Raw genomic sequence first — 19,356 nt, 5'->3', positions numbered from 1 at the left:
CGGCGGCGTCCAGCCGGCGTCCGCGCATCGCCATCCGCATCCCCCCGGTGCGCAATCGCCGATGGCTCGCCAGGCCGAGATCCCCGGCATCGCCGCGGTCATCGCGGTGGCCTCCGGCAAGGGCGGGGTCGGCAAGTCGACCACGGCGCTCAACCTCGCGCTCGGCCTGCGTGACCTCGGCCTGCGCGTCGGGCTGCTCGACGCCGATATCTACGGCCCGTCGGTACCGCGGCTGACCGGCATCCGCGAGAAGCCGCAGCTCAACGACGACAAGAAGATGGTCCCGCTGGTGCGCTTCGGCCTGTCGATCATGTCGATCGGCTTCCTGGTCGAGGAGGACACCGCGATGATCTGGCGCGGGCCGATGGTGATGTCCGCGATCACCCAGATGCTGCGCGACGTGGCCTGGGGCACGCTCGACGTGCTGGTCGTCGACATGCCGCCGGGCACCGGCGACGCGCAGCTCACGCTGGCGCAGAACGTCCCGCTCAAGGGCGCCGTCATCATCTCGACGCCGCAGGACCTTTCGCTGATCGACGCGCGGCGCGGGCTTGCAATGTTCAAGAAGGTCAATGTGCCGGTGCTCGGCATCGTCGAGAACATGAGCTATTTCCAGTGCCCGCACTGCGGCACGCGCTCGGACATCTTTGGCCATGGCGGCGCCCGCCACGAGGCCGAGAAGCTCGGGGTGCCGTTCCTTGGCGAGGTCCCCCTGCACATCGCGATCCGCACCGCCTCCGACTCCGGCAATCCGGTGGTCGAGAGCGAGCCGGACGGCCCGCACGCGGCGATTTACCGCGCGATCGGCAGCAAGGTCCGTGAGCAGCTGCAAGGCGTGATCGCCGCCGCCTGAGCCGGCGCGGTTCTCTCTGCGAGCCGAGGCGCTCCGGCGGGCTTTCTTCACAGGCCCGTCGCTCGCGGGCGATTGCTGAATCGGTTCCGCCCTGTATGTTTGTGCGGGACTGGCCGAATCATACCACCCTTCGATCAATTGAAGGCGGCCAAGGGATGAAGCCGAAACCGCGGGAACGGTCGTGGGGCGACCATCGACATGGCAGCATCACGCGAGGCAGACAAAGAACGCAAACATCTGACGCGGGAGAAGCGCGAAGAGGCCTCCCGGGTGGCGTTCAACGTTGCGAAGAAGTCCGAGTCCATCGGCGAAGCTGCGGCGACGATCTCGAAGATGTATGGCGTCAGCAAAACAACCGCACAAAGCTGGATCCGGCGCGGGAAGCATTTGGCCGATAAAGCCAAGAAATCGCGGGAGGCGACGCGGCGCTGATTGCCGTGGTAACCCGGTGGTTGAAAAGCCGCCGGACGGCCCGTGCGCGGCGATTTACCGCGCGATCGGCGGCAAGGTCCGCGAGCCGCGGCAGGCGTCGTCGCCACCGCCTGGGCCCGTATTTTTCGGCAGATTTTCCGCATCATCAGACTTTCGTTTAATTGGCGCGGTCATGCCATTGTCGCGTTTCCGTGGGGCCGCCTTCCGTGTTAAAGCGCCGTTCCAGAGCGCCTCGGCGGGCCTTTGCAACCGTCCCGCCGGAGAATTGCTTGCGGTCACTGGGAAACGCCCCTCAAGGAGAAGCCTTACGATGAAGCGTCGTGATTTTTTGAAAGTTTCTGCGGCCGGTGCTGCCGCGACGGCGGTTGCTGCGCCGGCGATCGCGCAGTCCTCGCCTGAAATCAAGTGGCGCCTGACCTCGAGCTTCCCGAAGTCGCTGGACACCATCTATGGCGGCGCCGACCAGGTGGCGAAGTACGTCGCCGAAATGACCGACAACAAGTTCCAGATCCAGGTGTTCGCGGCGGGTGAAATCGTCCCCGGCCTGCAGGCGCTGGACGCGACGTCGAACGGCACGGTCGAGATGTGCCACACCGTGTCTTACTACTATGTCGGCAAGGACCCGACCTTTGCGATCTACGCGTCGGTGCCGTTCGGCCTCAACGCCCGCATGCAGAATTCCTGGTGGTACCAGGGCGGCGGTGAGGCGCTCGGCAACGAGTTCTTCAAGAAGTTCGGCGTGATCGGCTTCCCCTGCGGCAACACCGGCACCCAGATGGGCGGCTGGTTCCGCAAGGAGATCAAGACGGTCGCTGATCTCTCCGGCCTCAAATTCCGCATCGGCGGCATTGCCGGCCAGGTGCTGCAGAAGGTCGGCGTGGTGCCGCAGCAGCTCGCCGGCGGCGACATCTATCCGGCGCTGGAAAAGGGCACCATCGACGCTGCCGAGTGGGTCGGTCCCTATGACGACGAGAAGCTCGGCTTCCAGAAGGTCGCCAAGTACTACTACTACCCGGGCTTCTGGGAAGGCGGCCCGACCGTGCACGCCTACTGCAACCTCGAAAAGTGGAACGCGCTGCCGAAGAACTACCAGGCGATCCTGACCAACGCGACCGCCAACGCCAACAGCTGGATGGCTGCGCGCTACGACATGCAGAACCCCTCGGCGCTGAAGCGGCTGGTCGCCAGCGGCACGCAGCTGCGTCCGTTCACCAACGAGGTGCTCGAGGCCTGCCTCAAGGCGACCAACGAGCTGTGGGGTGAAATCTCGGCCAAGAACGCCGACTTCAAGAAGTCGATCGATGCCATGCAGGCGTACCGCTCCGACCAGTATCTGTGGTGGCAGGTCGCCGAGTACACCTTCGACAGCTTCATGATCCGCTCGCGCACCCGCGGCTGATGGAAGTGGACGAGCGTTCGCGCCAAGAGAACGCATCCAGATAGAAGCGGCAGCTGCGGTCCTGAGGATCGAGGTCCGCCAAAAAGCTTCGACTTAAGTAGCCCGGCCTTCGCAAGAAGGTCGGGCTTTTTGCGTCTGGCGTTCGGGGAGGGGATGTTCCATGCTCGCGCCCAAGCCTCGGCATGAAGGCAGCCCACGATCGGACTTCGATCGTGACGGCAAAGAAGAGCAAGCGCGACACCGCAAAAGACGGTCGACGCTTCGGCGACACAACCAGCCAAGGGTAGGATTCAACAATGAAGCGAAGAGATTTCATCAAGGTCACGGGTTTAGGCGTTGCAGGTGCGGCCACGATTGCGGCGCCCGCGATCGCGCAATCGATGCCCGAGATCAAATGGCGAATGACGACAAGCTGGCCGAAGTCGCTCGACACGCTGCATGGCGGTGCCGAGCTGATGGCCAAGGCGGTCGGTGAAGCGACCGACAACAAATTCCAGATCCAGACCTTTGCCGCCGGCGAGATTGTACCGGGCCTGCAGGTGCTCGACGCCGTGCAAAGCGCAACCGTCGAGATGGGCCACACTGCCTCCTATTACTATTTCGGCAAGGACCCGACCTTCACCTTCGGTTCGTCCGTGCCGTTCGGCCCGAACTCGCGGCTCAATCAGGCGTGGTACATGCTTGGCGGCGGTAAGGAACTGCTCAACGGGTTCTACAAGAGCTACAACGTCACCTCGCTGCTTGCCGGCAATACCGGCTGCCAGATGGGCGGCTGGTTCCGTAAGGAGATCAACAGCGTCGACGATCTCAAGGGCCTCAAATTCCGCATCGGCGGCTTCGCCGGGCGTGTGATGCAGAAGCTCGGCTGCGTCCCGCAGCAGCTTGCGGGCGGCGACATCTATCCGGCGCTGGAGAAGGGCACGATCGATGGTGCGGAGTGGGTTGGTCCCTATGACGACGAGAAGCTCGGCTTCTACAAGGTCGCGCCGCACTACTACTTCCCGGGCTGGTGGGAAGGCGGCCCGATGCTGCTGGCGATCGTCAATCTCGACAAGTGGAACGCGCTGCCGAAGTTCTATCAAAACGTGCTGGAGCAGGCCGGCCATCTCGCCAACAACTGGATGATGGCACGGTACGATCAGGCCAACCCGCTCGCGCTGAAGAAGTTGCTTGCCGCGGGCACCAAGCTGCATCCGTTCCCTGCGCCGGTGATGGAGGCCTCCTTCAAGGCCGCCAAGGAGCTGCATGCCGAGGTCGCGGCAAGCAACGCCAATTTCAAGAAGGTCTATGACTCGCTGACGTCGTTCTCCAACAACGGCTATCAATGGTTCCAGGTCGCCGAAGTTGGATATGACAATTTCATGGCGCGCCACTCTCAGGTCTGACGCCACGCGCCTTCAACGCCGGCACTAATCCCGGGGCAGGGCTCCGGGATTTTTGTTTGGAGCCGGCGAGCGCCGGGGCGAATGGATGCCTTTTCGCCGGACGAATGCTTTTTGGCCCGATTCGTGCTAGCGTTGTGGAGGAGCATGAATCAGGGCGCCATATGCGTTTCCTCGGTCTTTTCCTTCGGACGCTGTTTCTGATCGTTGTGGTGGTCATCACCGCACGCGTCGCCAGCCCGCAAAACGAAACCATCTGGTCCGCCTACGAGACGCCGTCCGATTTCTTTCGCACCCTCCTGGGCGCCGCGGTCTGCCTGTTCGTCGCCGCTCAGATATTCACGTATTCGAGAGATCCGGCTGAGATGCGCAGGTGGGTCGTCATCGGGGGGACCGCGCTTCCGCTGGCGCTGCTCTGCGCGGCCGTCATCTGGTAGGCGGCTTCGCGGGTCGCATCGGGCATTGTCGGCCGAAACCGGCGCGACGGTCAGTAACCGAGCCCGTCTACCGAGCTGCAGCTCAAGCGGTAGGTGTCGCCCCGTCTGGGCGACGATCTCCGCAACGGAATATTGTCCAGCCGTGTTCTGACAAATCGTGGCCCGTTCGATGGGGTGACCTCGAAGGTCACTTTCACAAGCCAATATCCCATCGGCGCGTAGGGTAGCTCTTCAGCATGCAGAACCCTGACCGTGCAATCGTTCGGGCTGACGGGAGAGGCCTCGGCGCTCGACAGGGCGCCCAAGCATAGCGCTGCTGTCAACGACACGACGCCCAAGCCAGCGCACTTCATGGCGTGTTTCCTTCACAAGGCGTTTGCCTGACACGGTGCCGGGCGGTTGCCATTGGCGCGATCCCGCCGATCAAAACGGAAACGGGAACGCGCGCACGGGGACGCGGCTCTCGAAGCCCAATCCGGTGGCCGGTCCGGTGCGGTAATGGCCATTATAATGCCCGCCGCCTGGGCAGTAATTCGGATCAAGGCGCGCTTGATCGTCGACCTTTTGGCGATGACTTCGCTGCTGATAGCGTGTCTGCCAGCACCGGCAGTCCTGGTCGCAGGCAAGCCGTACCCGAACGGCGCCTGCGGGGTGTTGCGACGACAGCCTCGTGACGTGCAAGGGCGCCGCGCTGGCGTCCGATGCCATCAGGGCGATCGCCGCGGCGATGAGAAACAACAGCGTTGCGTTTTTCATATTCGAGCCGATCAGCGTGAATCCCGGGAGCCAAGTCAATTGCGGAAGCGTGCCGCTATTTCTTCGGCAATGGCTTTGGCGGCGACGGTGGGGGTGTTGGTGCGCTCGCCTGCGGAGCCGGAACCACCGGGTTCTTCTGGACGGTCGGCCCGCCGAGATTGCTTGGCTTTTTCGGGCCGCCGACCGCGCTCTGTGCGGACGCGGATCCCGCCCAGACCGCGAGCAGGACTGCCGCCAAAGTGAACATGTTTTTCATTCGCCGGATCCTCCAGTTCGTGTCTCGTGTGCCCCCGTTGGTCAGCGGGCAGGAGGCCCGTTTTCGCTGACCCGCTGCGGGGTGGCGGCGGGGGCGTCCTCCAGGACGCATTTGCGCCAGTCGTCGGATGCGCAGTTGGTCGGCCAACCGCCGCCGAGCGCCATGAACAGGGCGGCGCTGTCCGAGAGGCGCGTCGCCTGCGCCTGGACGCGGACCACCGCGGCCGTCAGGTAGACTTGCTGGGCATTGAGCACGACCACCTGGTTGACCTGCCCGAGGGCAAGCTGCTTCTGAATGATGTCGAGGCTGGCCTTGGCGGCGAGTTCGGCCTTGACCGCAGCCTGCAAGGCGCGCGCGTCGGCCTGCAGGCTCCGCAGGGCGTCGGCGACGTTCTGCATCGCCGTGACCACGGCCTGCCGATACAGCGCGTCGGCCTGGTCCACCGCGGCCTCCGCGGCCTTCTGCTTGTGGTAGAGCGTCAGGCCATCGAAGATCGGCTGGGTCGCGCTCGCCGCGATGGCGTAGAAGCTGGTTCCCGGCGTGAACAATTCGGCCAGGGTGAAGGCGGTGGTTCCGGTATTTCCGGTGATCGTGATGTTGGGCAGTCGCGCCGCGATCGCCACGCCGATCTGGGCGTTCGTCGAATGCAGCAGCGCCTCCGCGGCCCTCACGTCCGGACGCTGGCGTATCATCTTGCTCGGCAGGCTCACCGGCAGGTTTGCGGGGAGCGCGAGGCGGTCGAGCGTAAACTTTTGCAGGATCTCGTCAGCCGAAAATTGCCCGGCCAGCGAGGTCAGCAGGTCGCGCTGAACCGCGAGCTGCTTTTCTAGCGGCGGGAGCAACTGCTCGGACTGGGCCAGCGCGGCCTCCTGCGCCAGCACGTCGACCTGGGCGGCGCTGCCGGCCTTGAACTGGTTCTTCACGATCTCCAGAATGCCGCGTTCGATCTTCACGACGCGCTGGATCGCGCCGATCTGGCCCCGAAGTGACGCTTCCTGGATCGCCGCGGTGACGACGTTGGCCGTCAGCGTCAGGTAGGCCGCTTCCAGCTGGAACAGTTGTTGCTCGGAGATCGCGTCGAGACTCTCGACCGCGCGAACATTCTGGCCCCAGATGTCAGGCACGAAACTGACGTTCAATTGCGCGGTATGCAGCGAGAATACCGAAGGGGACTGGCCGCCCGGGCCCGAGCTCGAGGCGCCGGAAATCTGCTGCTGCGACGGCGTGTAGTTCGCACCGATCTGCGGGAAGAACAGCCCGCGCTGGGCCAGCGCGTTGTATTGCGCGATCCTGATCGACGCTTCAGCCGCCTGCAGGGAGGGGTTGTGCTCGACCGACATTTTGATCAACTCGTCGAGCGGCTTCGACCGGAATGCCGTCCACCATCGCAGCGACACGTCCTCGCCGCTGACGAAATGCTGCTTCGGTACGCTGGGGCTCCCGGCGTTGGTGCTGGGGGAGGCCAACTTCTCCGGTGTGTAGCGATCGACGTCTGGAGCGCCCGGCGGCACGAAATTCGGACCGACCGCGCAGCTCGCAAGCATGAGGGCTCCGGCCGCGACCGCCAGCGCGCGCATGGGGACGGCGGCTGCGTGGCGAGACATTTTTGCGCTGAGGGCGTGCATGACTGGGCGCCTCTAATGCGCTGCTTCGGGCGGCGCCGCGGCAGCCGTCTCGTCGGGCGAAGCGACACGCTCGCGCGACAGGAATATCTTGCGCAACGCCGGTGCGACGATCAGGAGCAACAGCGGACCGATGAACATGCCGCCGACTACGACCGTCGCAAGCGGCCGTTGCACCTGACTACCGATACCGTGCGACAGCGCGGCCGGAAACAGACCCACGCCCGCGGACAGCGCGGTCATCAGCATCGGCCGCATGCGCTGCTCGGCGCCGTTGAACACCGCCTCTGCGATGCTCATGCCCGAGGCCCGCAATTCGCGGAAATAGGTGATGTTGAGGATGCCGTCCATGACCGCGACGCCGAACAGCGAGATGAAGCCGATCGCTGCCGAGATCGAGAAATCGAGCCCGGCGAGGAACAGCGCGATCAGGCCGCCGCCGACCGCGAAGGGAATGCCGGCCAGCGCCAGCAGGCTGTCGCGCAGCGAGTTGAACAGGCTGTAGAGCAGCACGAAGATCAGCAGCAGTGTCACGGGCACGACGATCAACAGGCGCGCCTTGGCGGCCTGGAGATTGTCGAACTCGCCGGACCAGATCATCCGGTAACCGGTCGGAAGCTGCACGGCCTCGGCGACGCGTGTCTGCGCCTCCGCAACCGTGCTGCCGAGATCGCGGCCGCGCACGCTGAACTTGATCGGGATATAGCGCTGGCTGCGCTCGCGATAGATGAACGAGGCACCGGTATCGAGCGAGATGTCGGCGAGTTCGCTTAAGGGGATGTAGGCGTTGGTACCGGATGGCGTCTGGTAGGCGACCTTGATCTCGCGCACCTCGTCGATGCTCTGGCGGAACTTGGGATCGAGCCGGACCACAACGCCGAACTGCCGGTCGCCCTCGAGCACCGTCGTCGCGCTGGTGCCGCCGAGCGCAGCCTGCACCACGGTCGTGACGTCGCCTGTATTGAGACCGTAGCGCGCGGTCTTCTCCCGGTTGACCTTGATGTTGAGGTTGGGCTGCCCGACCAGATGGAAGATGCCGAGGTCGGCAACGCCGCGGATCTTGGCCATCTCCTGCGCGACCTTGCTCGCGAGCTGTTCGAGCACGGCAAGGTTCGGACCGATGATCTTGACCGAGTTCGCGCCCTTGACGCCCGACAGCGCCTCTTCGACGTTGTCCTGGATGTACTGCGAGAAGTTGAAGGTGACGCCGGGCAGCTCCTCGTCGAACTCCTTCTGCAATTCCTCGGTGAGTTTTTCCTTGGTCAGACCGGGCGGCCATTGGTCGAACGGCTTAATCGGCGCGAACAGCTCGACGTTCGAGAATGGCGAGGCGTCGCTGCCGTTGTCGGGGCGGCCGTGCTGTGACACCACCGTGGTGATCTCGGGATGACGCAACAGGATCTCGCGCATCTTGCGGGTCGGTTCGGTGCCGGCGTCGAGCGACATGGTCGGCGGCATCGAGGCGCGGATCCAGAAATTGCCTTCCTCAAGCGCAGGCAGGAATTCGCTGCCGAGCTGGCTCGCCGCAAGGCCGCTGAGCCCGAGGAAAATGATGCCGGCCGCGACCGCGAGCCGCAGATGCGTCAGCGACCAGCGCAGCACCGGCGTGTAGGCCTTGCGCAGCGAGCGCACGATGATGGTTTCGGTTTCCTGGATATGCCGTGGCAGCAGCAGCGATGCCAGCACCGGCGTCACCGTGAAGGTTGCCAGCAGCGCACCGGCGAGCGCGTAGCCGTAGGTTCGCGCCATCGGTCCGAAGATCTGGCCTTCTACGCCCTGCATGGTGAACAGCGGCACGAACGCGGTCACCGTGATGGCCGCGGTGAAGAACACCGCCTTGTCGACCTGCAACGCGCTGACGAAGATCATCCGCAACCGCTCGGTCCAGCCCGGCGCGGGCTGGCCGTTGCGCGTGGTCGGATCGCCTCCCCAGTAGCCCTCGGCGAGGTTCTGCAGCACGCGCAGCCGGTTCTCCGGGCTGGACTGGAAGTTGCGGAAGATGTTCTCCATCATGATGACAGCGGAATCGACGATGATGCCGAAGTCGACCGCGCCGAGCGACAGCAGGTTGGCGTCCTCGCCCTGCAGCACCAAGATGATGATCGCGAAGAACAGCGCGAACGGGATGTTGGCGCTGACGATCAGCGCGCTGCGCAGGTCGCCCAGGAACACCCACTGGATCACGAACACCAGCAGGCAGCCGAACATCAAATTGTGCAGCACGGTGTGGGTCGTGACGCTGACCAGCGAGGTGCGGTCGTAATACGGGACCACCTTGACGCCGGGCGGCAGGGTGCCGTCGCTGTTGATCTTGGCGACTTCCTCCTGGACCTTTGGCACGATGTCGTTGGTATGCTGGGTGCGACCCATGACGACGATTGCCGCGGCGACATCGTCGCTCTTGTCCTTTCCTGCGATGCCGAGCCGCGGCACATAGCCGACCGAAACCTTGGCGACGTCCTTGATCTGGATCGGCAGTCCGCTGGATTGCGTCAGAACGACGTTCTCGATGTCGCGGACCCTGTAGCCTTTGGTGACATCGTCCTCGCCGCCGGAGTTGATCAGGCCGATGCCGCGGATGTTGACGGATTGCTGGCCGATCGCGATCTCGCGGCCGCCGACATTGACGTTGGAATTGCCGAGCGCGCTGATCAGCTGCGGCACGGTGATGTTATAGGCCTCGAGCTTTGCAAGATCGGCGTCGACGTTGAACTGCTTGGTGGTGCCGCCCCAGGAGTTGATCTGCACGACACCCGGTATCGTCATCAGCCGGCGCGCGACGACGTAATCCTGCAGCGTCCTGAGATTGGTCAGGCCGAAATTCGGTGGACCGACCAGCTGGTAGCGGTAGATCTCGCCGACCAGGCTCGACTGCTGGATCTGCGGGATCTGGTTGCCGGGAAGCTGGACGTTCTGCGTGAGGTTGTTGGTGGCCTGCGAGAGCGCGAAATAATAATCGACGCCGTATTTGAAGGTGACGCGCACGAACGACAGGCCGTAGAACGAGGTCGAGCGGATGTTGACCACGCCAGGGGTCGAGTACAGTCCGACCTCCATCGGGATCGTGTAGTATTTCTCCATCTCCTCGGCGGAGAGGCCGGCGGCCTGCGCCGTGATCTCGAGGATGACGGGCGCCGGGTTCGGATAGGCCTCGATGTTCAGCTTGGCGAACGCGGCGAATCCGGCGGCGCAGAACACGGCAAGGCCGAGCACGATGACGGCGCTTCGGGTCAGACCGAATTGAAGGAGGCTCTTGATCAAGGCGCTGCACTACTCTCGAGCGGACCTGGGCGCGGCTGGCACGGGCTAGCCGCTGGCCGCGTTGGCGAACTTGTTGCTGAGGAAGATCGCGCCGGTGGAGGCGACCTTCTCGCCGGCTGCGAGGCCGCTGAGGATCTGCCGCCAGCCGTCCTGCTCCATGCCGATCGTCACCGAGCGGCGGTCGAACTTGCGGCTGTCGGTCGTGACCCACACCGTCATCGTCCCGTCGCCCTCGCGCACGATGGCATCAAGTGGAACGCTCACCGACAGTTTCGGCGGCTCGGTTTCGATGGTGAAGCTCGCCAGCATGCCGGCGCGCAGCTTGTGCTGGGGATCGTCGATCACCGAACGCACCAGCTGGCGGTGCGAGTTTGGATCGATGTTGAGGCCAAGCGTCGTCACGCGGCCGCGAAACACCTCGTTCGGATAGGCTGGCACCCGCACCTCGACCGGCTGGCCGATCCGGTAGGAGGGGGCATCGGTCTCGATCACATTGGCGACCATCCACATCGTCGAGATGTCGGCCAGCGAATAGGGCGCCGGCGCATTGCCGGGTTGCACGAAGAGACCCGGCGCGGCATTGCGGGCAATGATCCGGCCGGAGATCGGGCTCGGCACCACCAGGATGGAATCGACCTTGCGGTCGGCGACGATGCGATCGATCTCGGCATCGGTCTTGCCGAAGATGCGCACCGCGTCGCGGCCGGCCTTGTAGTTGCCCTCGGCGGTCTGCTGGTCCGACGTCGCCTGGTCGACGTCCTTCTGCGCGCCGCCGCCGGTCTTCAGCAGCTGCCTGACCCGCGCCAGCGTCCTGGTCTGCAATTCGAGCACGCCGGCCGAGGCGAGCAGCGACGATTCGGCCTGCAACAGATCGGGGCTGTCGATGGTGAACAGCCTGTCGCCCTTCGCAACCTCGTCACCGACGTTGAGCGGCGTGTCGACGATCCTGCCGGGATTTGAGGTAAACGCCTGCACCAGCATGTTCTGGTTGAAATCGATCGAGCCGACCGCGTTCTTCAGTGTCCGGAACGAACGCTGCTCCGCGGCCATGACCTTCATGGAGGCCGCCTGCTTGTCGTTCAGCGCAACATATTGCTGCTCGACATTGACATCCTGCGGCGCGGTCTCCTGCACGGCCTTGGCGCTCACGACACCATCGGCTCGCGTCGTGAGCCACGCGCCGGCGAGAAGCGCCGCCAGCACCGGCATCGCCGCAAAGCCCATAAATCTCATTCGAAATGACATCTCTCGCCCGGCCAATACTGCATGAAAGCCCCGCGCGGGAGACGAGGTCTTGCCGCATGGTGGGCCGTCGTCGATCTCCCGGTGAGAGCGGATGAACAGTTATCAGGGCTAGCTGACGCCAGCCTTACATTTGCCCTTTTCGGCGGTGGGCGGGATCTGCGAATTTTGATTGCGGCGGGTGCGGGTTTATCTATTTTGCATGAGGACAGAAGCGACCCCGCATACCAAAACATAGCGCTGTCAGCGGCAATTCAGGCGCTATGCTTTAATTGCGTGTCGTTTGCATATCGGCCTTGCCCAGCGCGCGATCCGTTGCGAATTGGTCGCTTGGCTGGCGCATCGCAACAGGGTGTGCAAACAGAAGGCCGATCGAATGAAGACAGGAATGCCGCGATGCGCCTTCTGATCGTCGAGGACAACGTCGAACTCTCGCGACTGCTTGCCAGCGGGCTGATGGCGGCGAGTTACGAGTCCGATATCGTTAATAGCGTCGCCGAGGCGCGCGATGCGCTGCGCAGCGTCAGCTATGCTGCCATGATCCTCGATCTCGGTCTGCCCGACGGCGATGGCCTGTCGGTGCTGTCGGAGCTGCGCCGCAGGAACGACCCGCTGCCGGTCCTCGTGCTGACCGCGCGCAACGGACTGCAGGATCGGGTCAACGGCCTGCGTAGCGGCGCGGACGACTATCTGGCGAAACCGTTCGCGTTGGAAGAGCTGGTGGCGCGGCTCGAAGCCATCTTGCGCCGGCCCGGCCAGTTGCTCGGCTCGTCGCTTAAGCTCGCCAATCTCGTCTACGACACCGAGAGCAAGCAGGTGTTCGTCGATGGCGCGCCGCACGTGTTCTCGGCGCGTGAGACGTCGGTGCTCGAGATCCTGCTGCGGCGGCAGGGACGGGTGGTGCCGAAGAAGAATGTCGAGGATCATATCTTCGGCCTGTCGGGCGAGGTCGCCTCGAATGCGGTCGAGGTTTACGTGTCGCGGCTGCGCAAGCTGCTCAGCGAGCACGACGCCAAGATCGTGATCCACACCATCCGCGGTGTCGGCTACCTGATGGCGGAGGAGAAATAGGGGTGGTGTTCCGCTTCACGTCGCTGACCTCGCGGATCGTGTTTCTGCACATCGTGGCGGTCGCGGTCGCCGCGATCTTCCTGCCGCTGCTGCTGCTGTGGCTCTTGAACTCGGAGATCAACCAGCTGCATCGCGAAGCGATGCGCGATCAGGCGGCCGATCTCGGCCAGAACCTCTCGGTAGATTCCGCCGGCAAGGTCGTGCTCAACCTGCCGGACAGCCTGAGAGGGCTCTATTCCGACGCCTATGGCCGCTACCGCTACGACATCTACGATGCGGACGACAATCTGCTGTTTTCGTCGCATCGCACGCCGCCGCGGCTGCCGGTTTCGGTGGACCGGATTTCCGGCGCCAGCGTCACCCAGCTCGTCGGCGGCCAGACGCTGCGCATCCAGGTCGCCGAGGACCTGTCGCATCGCGACGTCATCATCGACGACATCGTCTCCAATTTCTTCCGGCGGGTCGGCTGGATCACCATCCCGATCCTCCTGATCCTGCTTGCGACCGACATCCTGATCTTCCGCCGCGCCGTGATTCCGCTGTTGCGGGCCTCGGAGGAGGCGAGGAGCATCGGGCCGGCCAGGACCGACATCCGCCTTCCGACGGACGGGATTCCGAGCGAGATCCTGCCGCTGGTGACCGCCGTCAACCAGGCCTTCGACCGCCTGGAGGATGGATTTCACGTGCAGCGCCAGTTCACGGCCGATGCTGCGCATCAGCTGCGCACGCCGCTCGCGATCCTGAGGACCCGGATCGAGACGCTGGATATCAGCAAGGGGACCAAGGAGCTGCATGCCGACATCGAGAGCATGAGCCGTATCGTCAGCCAGCTGCTCGAGATCGCCGAGCTCGATACGTTGGTGCTGGACCCCGGCGAGACCGCGGACCTGCGCGCCGTGTGCGCCGAGGTGGTCGGCTCGATCGCGCCCTACGCGCTGGCGCAGCAGAAGGATATCGCGCTGCGCGGCACCGACGGTCCGGTGCGGGTCAAGGGCAATGCCGAGATGCTGCAGCGCGCGATCTTCAACCTGGCGGAGAACGCCATCAAGTACACCGCCGATGCGACCTCGGTCGATGTCGAGGTGCATGAGGACGGTTCGGTGCAGGTGCGGGACTGCGGGCCCGGCATTGCGCCCGCCGAGCAGGGCCTGGTGTTCCAGCGCTTCTGGCGCGGCGATCGTCAGCGCCACCGCACCGATGGTGCAGGGCTCGGGCTCTCGATCGTCCGCGGCGTCGTCGACGATCACGACGCGACGATCAAGGTCGAGAACCTGCCGTCGGGCGGTGCCCAGTTCACGCTGAGCTTCCGCCTTGCCAAGGCGGAGCCGGCGACCGCCTGAGAGGCCCGGTCCGTGGCGCCCGTCGTGCCGCGGCCCGCCGGTTTACTTCACCTTGCCGTCGGACAGGTCCATGATCATGCGCGTGGTCAGATACAGGCGCGGCACGATGCTGTTGATCTGCACGTACTCGGCATCGTTGGAGTGCGCGCCGAAGCCGGAGAGACCCATGCCCTCGACCACGGCGCCCTTGGTCTTGAGGGCGGCAAAGGCCGCGTCGGTGCCGCCGCCTGTGGCCCTTTCGGCGACGTTCATCGACAGGCCCAGTTCCTGATAGATCGCCTTGCCGTGGCCGGCCACGCTGCGCGAGGCGTCGTTGGCCTCGAGCGGCGGACGGCGCACCTCGAATTTCACGTCCACCTTGGAGTCGGGCAGCAGGCGGTTCTTGATCTTGTCCTGCAGGGCTTGCTCGAGCTCGTCGAAATCGGACACCTTGAGCGCACGCGCATCGGCCTGCGCCGTGGCTTCGGCGGGGATCACATTGCGGTTGGTGCCGGATTTCGAAACCGTCCAGTTCAGCTTCAGGCCCTGCTCGGGCTTGGACAGGTCCTTCATCTGCAGCACTTGGTGCGACAATTCGTAGAGCGCATTCACGCCGCCCTCGGGCCTTGCCCCCGCATGCGACGACTTGCCATGTACCGTGAGATAGGCCGAGCCGATGCCGCTGGTGGCGAGGCGGAGCGTGCCGTTGGCGTCGCTGCCTTCGAACGAGAACACGGTGTCCTGCTCCGCGGCGAGGCGGGTGATGGTGCTGCGCCAGCCGGGCGAAGAGATCTCCTCGTCGCCATTGATGAGCACGGTGAGCGTGCCGTAGTCCTTGAAGTTCAGCTTCTGCAGCAGCGCCACGGTGTGGATGATGGTGGCGATGCCCTGCTTGTCGTCGGCGATGCCGAGCCCATAGGCCTTGTCGCCATCGACGCGGAAGGGTTGGTCCTTCAGCATGCCCTTGAGATAAACCGTGTCCATGTGCGCGATCAGCATGATCTTCGCGCTGCCGGTGCCCTTGAAGACGGCCTGCACGGCCGGGCCGATCTTCTCCGGCGTGTCGTCCAGCCGATAGATGTCGGTGGTCTGCAGGATGTCGACCGTGCCGCCGAGCTGCTTGAGCTGGCCGGCGATGCGCGCGGCGATCTGGTTGAGGCCGTCGATGTCCTTGCTGCCGGATTCGATCTGCACGAGGTCGCGCAGGGTGTCGAGCAGCGGCTGCTGCTCCTGTTGCGCCAGGGCGCGAACATCGGCCGCCGGCGCCGCGTTAGCGACGGTCGCGGCAAAGGCCAGGCCAAGGGATGCGACGAGCGGGCGAACGAACGAGCGGGTGGGGCGCGATTGGGGCATGGGCGGCGATCTGTGAGTTCGAGGACGGTCCGTGCCTCGTCTATTCACAGGCTGCTTGGCCGCCGTCAACAGCCGCAGCATGCCTCGCTCCCGCGAGACATGCCTGAATGAGGCCGAATGCCGGCTACTGCTTCGGCTGGCCGAAATCGAGCGGCGGCAGCTCGATCTGCGGCACCTCGATCTTGACCTTGTTTAGGTCGACATCGAGCGGCTTGTCGAGCAGGCCGGTGACGACGACCGGGAATGCGATCACCAGCGCCACCATGATCGCCTGCAGGCCGATCCAGGGCATTGCGCCCCAATAGATGTCGGAGCTCTTCACTTCCTTCGGCGCCACGCCGCGCAGATAGAACAGCGCGAAGCCGAACGGCGGATGCAGGAACGAGGTCTGCATGTTGACGCAGAGCATCACGCCGAACCAGATCAGCGCGGCATCGGGGCCGACCACGGGCGCCAGCACCTTCTGCGCGATCGGCGCGATCATCGGCAGGATGATGAAGGCGATCTCGAAGAAGTCGAGGAAGAACGCCAGGAAGAAGATGAAGATGTTGATGAAGATCAGGAAGCCCCAGACGCCGCCGGGCAGCGAGGTCAGATGGTGCTCCAGCCAGGTGCCGCCGGACACGCCGAGGAACACCACCGAGAAGCAGGTCGATCCGATCAGGATGAAGGTGACCATGCAGGTGATGCGCATGGTGGTCTCGTAGCCCTGCTTGATCAGGTCGCGCAGGTCCGGGATCTTCACGGCCTCGAGGCAGATCCAGACCACCGCGAGATAGGTGATCGCGAAGGCGAGCCTGAAGATCAGGTTCTCGGTGTAGAGCATCGCGACGATGGTGCCGATGCCGCCGGCGATCACGCCTGCGATCAGCATCTTGCGGCCGGCCGCGCTGAAGTCCTTGTGGTGGATGGCGGCGAGCACGATGGCGCCGACCGCGCCCATGGCGCCGGCTTCGGTCGGGGTGGCAAGGCCCATCATCATGGTGCCGAGCACCACGAAGATCAGCACGGCTGACGGGATGATGCCGAGCAGGCACTTCTTCCACAGCGCCCAGCCGGTCAGCGTGCGGGCCTCGATCGGCACCGCAGGCACGTGGCTCGGCTTGAAGATGCCGAGCAGGAAGGTGTAGCCGGCGAACAGCAGGATCTGGAACACCGACGGGCCCCAGGCGCCGAGATACATGTCGCCGACCGACTTGCCGAGCTGGTCGGCGAGCACGATCAGGACGAGAGAGGGAGGAACAAGTTGCGTGATGGTGCCAGAGGCGGCGAGCACGCCCGTGATGTAGCGGATGTTGTAGCCGTAGCGGATCATCACCGGCATGGAGATCAGCGCCATGGCGATCACCTGCGCCGCCACCGTGCCGGTGATGGCGCCGAGGATGAAGCCGACGATGATCACGGAATAGCCGAGGCCGCCGCGGATCGGGCCGAACAACTGACCCATCGAATCCAGCATGTCCTCGGCGAGCCCGCATCTCTCCAATATCGCGCCCATGAAGGTGAAGAACGGGATCGCGAGCAGCAGCTCGTTGGACAGCACGCTGCCGAAGATGCGGCCCGGGATCGCCTGCAGGAAGTTGAGGTCGAAGAAGCCGAGATAGATCGAGAGGAACCCGAACGACAGGCCGACCGCGGCGAGCGTGAACGCCACCGGATAGCCGATCAGCATTGCAATGATCAGGCCGCCGAACATCAGCGGCGGCATCATCTCCAGCGTGATCATTGCGTCGGCCTCTCATACTTCGCGTCGATGGTCACATAGCCCTGCAGCGCGGCGATCCGCTTGATCACCTCTGAGACGCCTTGCAACGCAAGCATCACGAAGCCGGACGGGATAACGAACTTGATCGGCCAGCGCAGCAGGCCGCCGGCATTGCCGCTCATCTCGCCGACCGCATAGGCCTGGTAGAAGAACGGCCAGGACAGATAGGCGAGCAGCAGGCAGGCCGGGATCAGGAAGAACAATGTGCCGATCATGTCGAGCCAGAGCTGACCGCGTTCGGACAGCATCAGATAGAGGATCTCGACGCGCACATGCTCGTTGCGCTTGAAGGTGTAGGAGGCGCCGAACATCACGAGGATCGCGAACATGTACCACTGCGCCTCGAGCCAGCCGTTCGAGGAGTAGCTGAACGCGTAGCGGATCATGGCATTGCCGGCGCTGACCAGGCAGGCGATCAGCACGAGCAGATTGCAGACGTAGCCGATCTTCTCATTGAGTCGGTCGATGGCCTGACTTAGTGCCAACATTGGGCGCATCACGATCTCCGCGGTCGCGCGATCTGCGCACCGAATATCTTCTCAAGCATCATCTGGCCGCCGCGCGCATGCGCACGGAGCCACGGCTCACTTTCAGGAGCAGTTGCAAGCGATCGTCCTCCCCCGAAATCCGCTTCCGCCGTTGTTAGCTGCTCTTGGCTGCCGGATCGTCGGCAGCGACCGACGGGGCAGCGGCCTGTCCGGCCTGGCAAGCGTGAAAGCCGGGGCACCAAATCAGCGCCGTGGAACGCCGTCAATCGGAAAATGGGCAAATTGACGCCACGGCAAACCGTTGTCCCGCCTTGGTAATCGGGGGACGACGCAGGCGTCGGGAGAGGGCGATAGACTAGCCGCCGGTCACGCTCATGTGGCGGCTGACGCTCGGCCGGTTGTGGCGGCGGTCGATGATGAAATCGTGCCCCTTCGGCTTCAGTCCGATGGCCCGGTCGATCGCTGCCGACAGCAGATCATTGTCCGGCGAGCTGCGCAGCGGCCGGCGCAGGTCGGAAGCGTCCTCATGGCCGAGGCAGGTGTGCAGCGTGCCCGTGCAGGTGATCCGCACCCGGTTGCAGGATTCGCAGAAATTGTGGGTCATCGGCGTGATGAAGCCGAGCTTGCCGCCGGTCTCGGCGACCCCGACGTAGCGGGCAGGGCCGCCGGTGTCGTCGGCGAGGTCGGTCAGCGTGTAGTGCTTCTCGAGCCGCGCGCGCAGCAGCGACAGCGGCACGTATTGATCGATGCGGCCCTCGCCGATGTCGCCCATCGGCATCACCTCGATCAAGGTCAGGCCCATTCCCTTGCCATGCGCCCATTCCATCAGCGCGGGAATCTCGTCCTCGTTCGTGTGCTTCAGCGCGACCGCGTTGATCTTGACCGCAAGCCCCGCGGATCGGGCCGCCTCGATGCCCGACAGCACCTTGTCGATGTCACCCCAGCGGGTGATGGCCCGGAATTTTACGGGGTCGAGCGTGTCGAGCGAGACGTTGACGCGCCGCACGCCGCAATCGGCCAGCTCCTGCGCGAAGCGCGCGAGCTGCGAGCCGTTGGTGGTCAGCGTCAACTCGTCGAGCGCGCCGGTCGAAAGGTGCCGCGACAGCGAACGCACCAGGCCCATCACATTGCGCCGGACCAGCGGCTCGCCACCGGTGAGGCGGATCTTGCGCACGCCCTTGGCGACGAAGGCCGAGCAGAGACGGTCGAGTTCCTCCAGCGTCAGCAGATCGGCCTTCGGCAGGAAGGTCATGTCCTCCGACATGCAATAGAAGCAGCGCAGGTCGCAGCGGTCGGTGACGGAGACGCGCAGGTAACGGATGGTCCGGCCGAACGGATCGGTCATCGGACGAAACAGCGTGTCGGAATGCGCTTGCGTTGAGACGTTCATTCAGCCCGGGCCTTCAACCAAAGTACTGCAACCAGTTCCCTTGCACGCCGCGTCGCGATCAGCTGCGGCACGCACAATCTATGCATGTTGGCAGGCTGTCACAATGCGTCCCAAGGGATGATGCATGCGATGATCAGCAACATGCAACGTCAATCGTAAAGCGATAGGTGAGCCATATCGCGCGATGCATGATCGCAATCGCCGATGTGTCTCGACCAAAACCAAAAACCCGGCTTTAGGCCGGGTTCTTGTGCAGTGCAAAGTGCGCAGTTGCTAGCGTGTCGGCGCTGGCGCAGCGGCCGGCGGCGGCGCGGCAGCCGGGGCGGGGAA

General features: G+C 64.3%; 16 protein-coding genes. 7 read left to right on the top strand and 9 right to left on the bottom strand.

What is annotated here, in order from left to right:
• The 5 genes from AC628_RS13485 to AC628_RS13465 form a co-directional block, all read left to right on the top strand.
• On the top strand, positions 1–853 hold an 853-nt coding region (locus tag AC628_RS13485), incomplete at its 5' end, for an Mrp/NBP35 family ATP-binding protein (RefSeq protein WP_074127292.1).
• A 198-nt stretch (positions 854–1,051) separates the two neighbouring features.
• Positions 1,052–1,285, top strand: a complete 234-nt coding sequence (locus AC628_RS13480; protein WP_050421797.1) for a hypothetical protein — start codon at positions 1,052–1,054, stop codon at positions 1,283–1,285.
• 310 nt (positions 1,286–1,595) lie between these two features.
• Entirely contained in the window at positions 1,596–2,684 is a 1,089-nt protein-coding gene (locus AC628_RS13475) for a TRAP transporter substrate-binding protein (protein WP_021082298.1), read from the top strand.
• A 296-nt stretch (positions 2,685–2,980) separates the two neighbouring features.
• On the top strand, positions 2,981–4,069 hold the full coding sequence (locus AC628_RS13470) for a TRAP transporter substrate-binding protein (protein WP_074127289.1): 1,089 nt from the start codon (positions 2,981–2,983) through the stop codon (positions 4,067–4,069).
• Positions 4,070–4,230: 161 nt separating this feature from the next.
• Positions 4,231–4,503 (top strand): hypothetical protein, encoded by a 273-nt coding sequence (locus tag AC628_RS13465; RefSeq protein ID WP_074127288.1) that lies wholly within the window; start codon positions 4,231–4,233, stop codon positions 4,501–4,503.
• A 423-nt stretch (positions 4,504–4,926) separates the two neighbouring features.
• Here the strand turns inward: AC628_RS13465 and AC628_RS13460 are convergent, their stop codons facing one another.
• The 5 genes from AC628_RS13460 to AC628_RS13445 form a co-directional block, all read right to left on the bottom strand.
• Entirely contained in the window at positions 4,927–5,241 is a 315-nt protein-coding gene (locus tag AC628_RS13460) for a hypothetical protein (RefSeq protein WP_143201584.1), read from the bottom strand.
• Positions 5,242–5,314: 73 nt separating this feature from the next.
• Positions 5,315–5,515 carry a hypothetical protein gene (locus AC628_RS42850; RefSeq protein WP_143201583.1) on the bottom strand — a complete coding sequence of 67 codons (201 nt, stop codon included), beginning with the start codon at positions 5,513–5,515 and terminating at the stop codon, positions 5,315–5,317.
• A 41-nt stretch (positions 5,516–5,556) separates the two neighbouring features.
• Positions 5,557–7,092, bottom strand: coding sequence for an efflux transporter outer membrane subunit (locus AC628_RS13455; RefSeq protein WP_245321164.1), 1,536 nt, complete (start codon positions 7,090–7,092; stop codon positions 5,557–5,559).
• 60 nt (positions 7,093–7,152) lie between these two features.
• The gene (locus AC628_RS13450; RefSeq protein ID WP_074127285.1) at positions 7,153–10,398 is read right to left on the bottom strand and encodes an efflux RND transporter permease subunit; all 3,246 of its coding nucleotides are present in this window, start codon (positions 10,396–10,398) and stop codon (positions 7,153–7,155) included.
• Positions 10,399–10,443: 45 nt separating this feature from the next.
• Positions 10,444–11,631, bottom strand: a complete 1,188-nt coding sequence (locus tag AC628_RS13445) for an efflux RND transporter periplasmic adaptor subunit (RefSeq protein WP_245321163.1) — start codon at positions 11,629–11,631, stop codon at positions 10,444–10,446.
• A 405-nt stretch (positions 11,632–12,036) separates the two neighbouring features.
• Between AC628_RS13445 and AC628_RS13440 the strand changes: the two genes are divergently transcribed.
• Both AC628_RS13440 and AC628_RS13435 read left to right on the top strand, forming a co-directional pair.
• Positions 12,037–12,711, top strand: coding sequence for a response regulator transcription factor (locus AC628_RS13440; protein ID WP_074127284.1), 675 nt, complete (start codon positions 12,037–12,039; stop codon positions 12,709–12,711).
• 5 nt (positions 12,712–12,716) lie between these two features.
• Positions 12,717–14,051 (top strand): sensor histidine kinase, encoded by a 1,335-nt coding sequence (locus tag AC628_RS13435; RefSeq protein WP_074127290.1) that lies wholly within the window; start codon positions 12,717–12,719, stop codon positions 14,049–14,051.
• Positions 14,052–14,093: 42 nt separating this feature from the next.
• Here the strand turns inward: AC628_RS13435 and AC628_RS13430 are convergent, their stop codons facing one another.
• The 4 genes from AC628_RS13430 to moaA all read right to left on the bottom strand — a co-directional run bounded on the left by AC628_RS13430 (position 14,094) and on the right by moaA (position 19,026).
• The gene (locus tag AC628_RS13430) at positions 14,094–15,383 is read right to left on the bottom strand and encodes a M20/M25/M40 family metallo-hydrolase (RefSeq protein WP_074127283.1); all 1,290 of its coding nucleotides are present in this window, start codon (positions 15,381–15,383) and stop codon (positions 14,094–14,096) included.
• Between the two features lie 124 nt (positions 15,384–15,507).
• A complete protein-coding gene (locus AC628_RS13425) occupies positions 15,508–17,109 on the bottom strand; it encodes a TRAP transporter large permease (RefSeq protein WP_074127282.1) in 1,602 nt (533 codons plus the stop codon).
• Entirely contained in the window at positions 17,106–17,645 is a 540-nt protein-coding gene (locus AC628_RS13420) for a TRAP transporter small permease subunit (RefSeq protein ID WP_050421808.1), read from the bottom strand. Before AC628_RS13420 ends, AC628_RS13425 begins: the two co-directional genes overlap by 4 nt.
• A gap of 346 nt (positions 17,646–17,991) precedes the next feature.
• Positions 17,992–19,026 (bottom strand): GTP 3',8-cyclase MoaA, encoded by a 1,035-nt coding sequence (gene moaA / locus AC628_RS13415; RefSeq protein ID WP_074127281.1) that lies wholly within the window; start codon positions 19,024–19,026, stop codon positions 17,992–17,994.
• Positions 19,027–19,356 lie beyond the last annotated feature (330 nt).

Source organism: Bradyrhizobium sp. NAS96.2 (genome assembly GCF_001908235.1).
Classification (GTDB): domain Bacteria; phylum Pseudomonadota; class Alphaproteobacteria; order Rhizobiales; family Xanthobacteraceae; genus Bradyrhizobium.
Note: the sequence above shows the minus strand (reverse complement) of the source record. Positions and strands in the feature narration are given on the sequence as shown.

What these genes read in the sequence shown, in the direction of transcription:
- AC628_RS13480 (WP_050421797.1), top strand. Translation starts at nt 1,052, where the DNA reads ATGGCAGCATCACGCGAGGCAGACAAAGAACGCAAACATCTGACGCGG.
- AC628_RS13475 (WP_021082298.1), top strand. Translation starts at nt 1,596, where the DNA reads ATGAAGCGTCGTGATTTTTTGAAAGTTTCTGCGGCCGGTGCTGCCGCG.
- AC628_RS13470 (WP_074127289.1), top strand. Translation starts at nt 2,981, where the DNA reads ATGAAGCGAAGAGATTTCATCAAGGTCACGGGTTTAGGCGTTGCAGGT.
- AC628_RS13465 (WP_074127288.1), top strand. Translation starts at nt 4,231, where the DNA reads ATGCGTTTCCTCGGTCTTTTCCTTCGGACGCTGTTTCTGATCGTTGTG.
- AC628_RS42850 (WP_143201583.1), bottom strand. Translation starts at nt 5,515, where the DNA reads ATGAAAAACATGTTCACTTTGGCGGCAGTCCTGCTCGCGGTCTGGGCG.
- AC628_RS13455 (WP_245321164.1), bottom strand. Translation starts at nt 7,092, where the DNA reads ATGCGCGCGCTGGCGGTCGCGGCCGGAGCCCTCATGCTTGCGAGCTGC.
- AC628_RS13445 (WP_245321163.1), bottom strand. Translation starts at nt 11,631, where the DNA reads ATGAGATTTATGGGCTTTGCGGCGATGCCGGTGCTGGCGGCGCTTCTC.
- AC628_RS13440 (WP_074127284.1), top strand. Translation starts at nt 12,037, where the DNA reads ATGCGCCTTCTGATCGTCGAGGACAACGTCGAACTCTCGCGACTGCTT.
- AC628_RS13430 (WP_074127283.1), bottom strand. Translation starts at nt 15,383, where the DNA reads ATGCCCCAATCGCGCCCCACCCGCTCGTTCGTTCGCCCGCTCGTCGCA.
- AC628_RS13425 (WP_074127282.1), bottom strand. Translation starts at nt 17,109, where the DNA reads ATGATCACGCTGGAGATGATGCCGCCGCTGATGTTCGGCGGCCTGATC.
- AC628_RS13420 (WP_050421808.1), bottom strand. Translation starts at nt 17,645, where the DNA reads ATGCGCCCAATGTTGGCACTAAGTCAGGCCATCGACCGACTCAATGAG.
- moaA (WP_074127281.1), bottom strand. Translation starts at nt 19,026, where the DNA reads ATGAACGTCTCAACGCAAGCGCATTCCGACACGCTGTTTCGTCCGATG.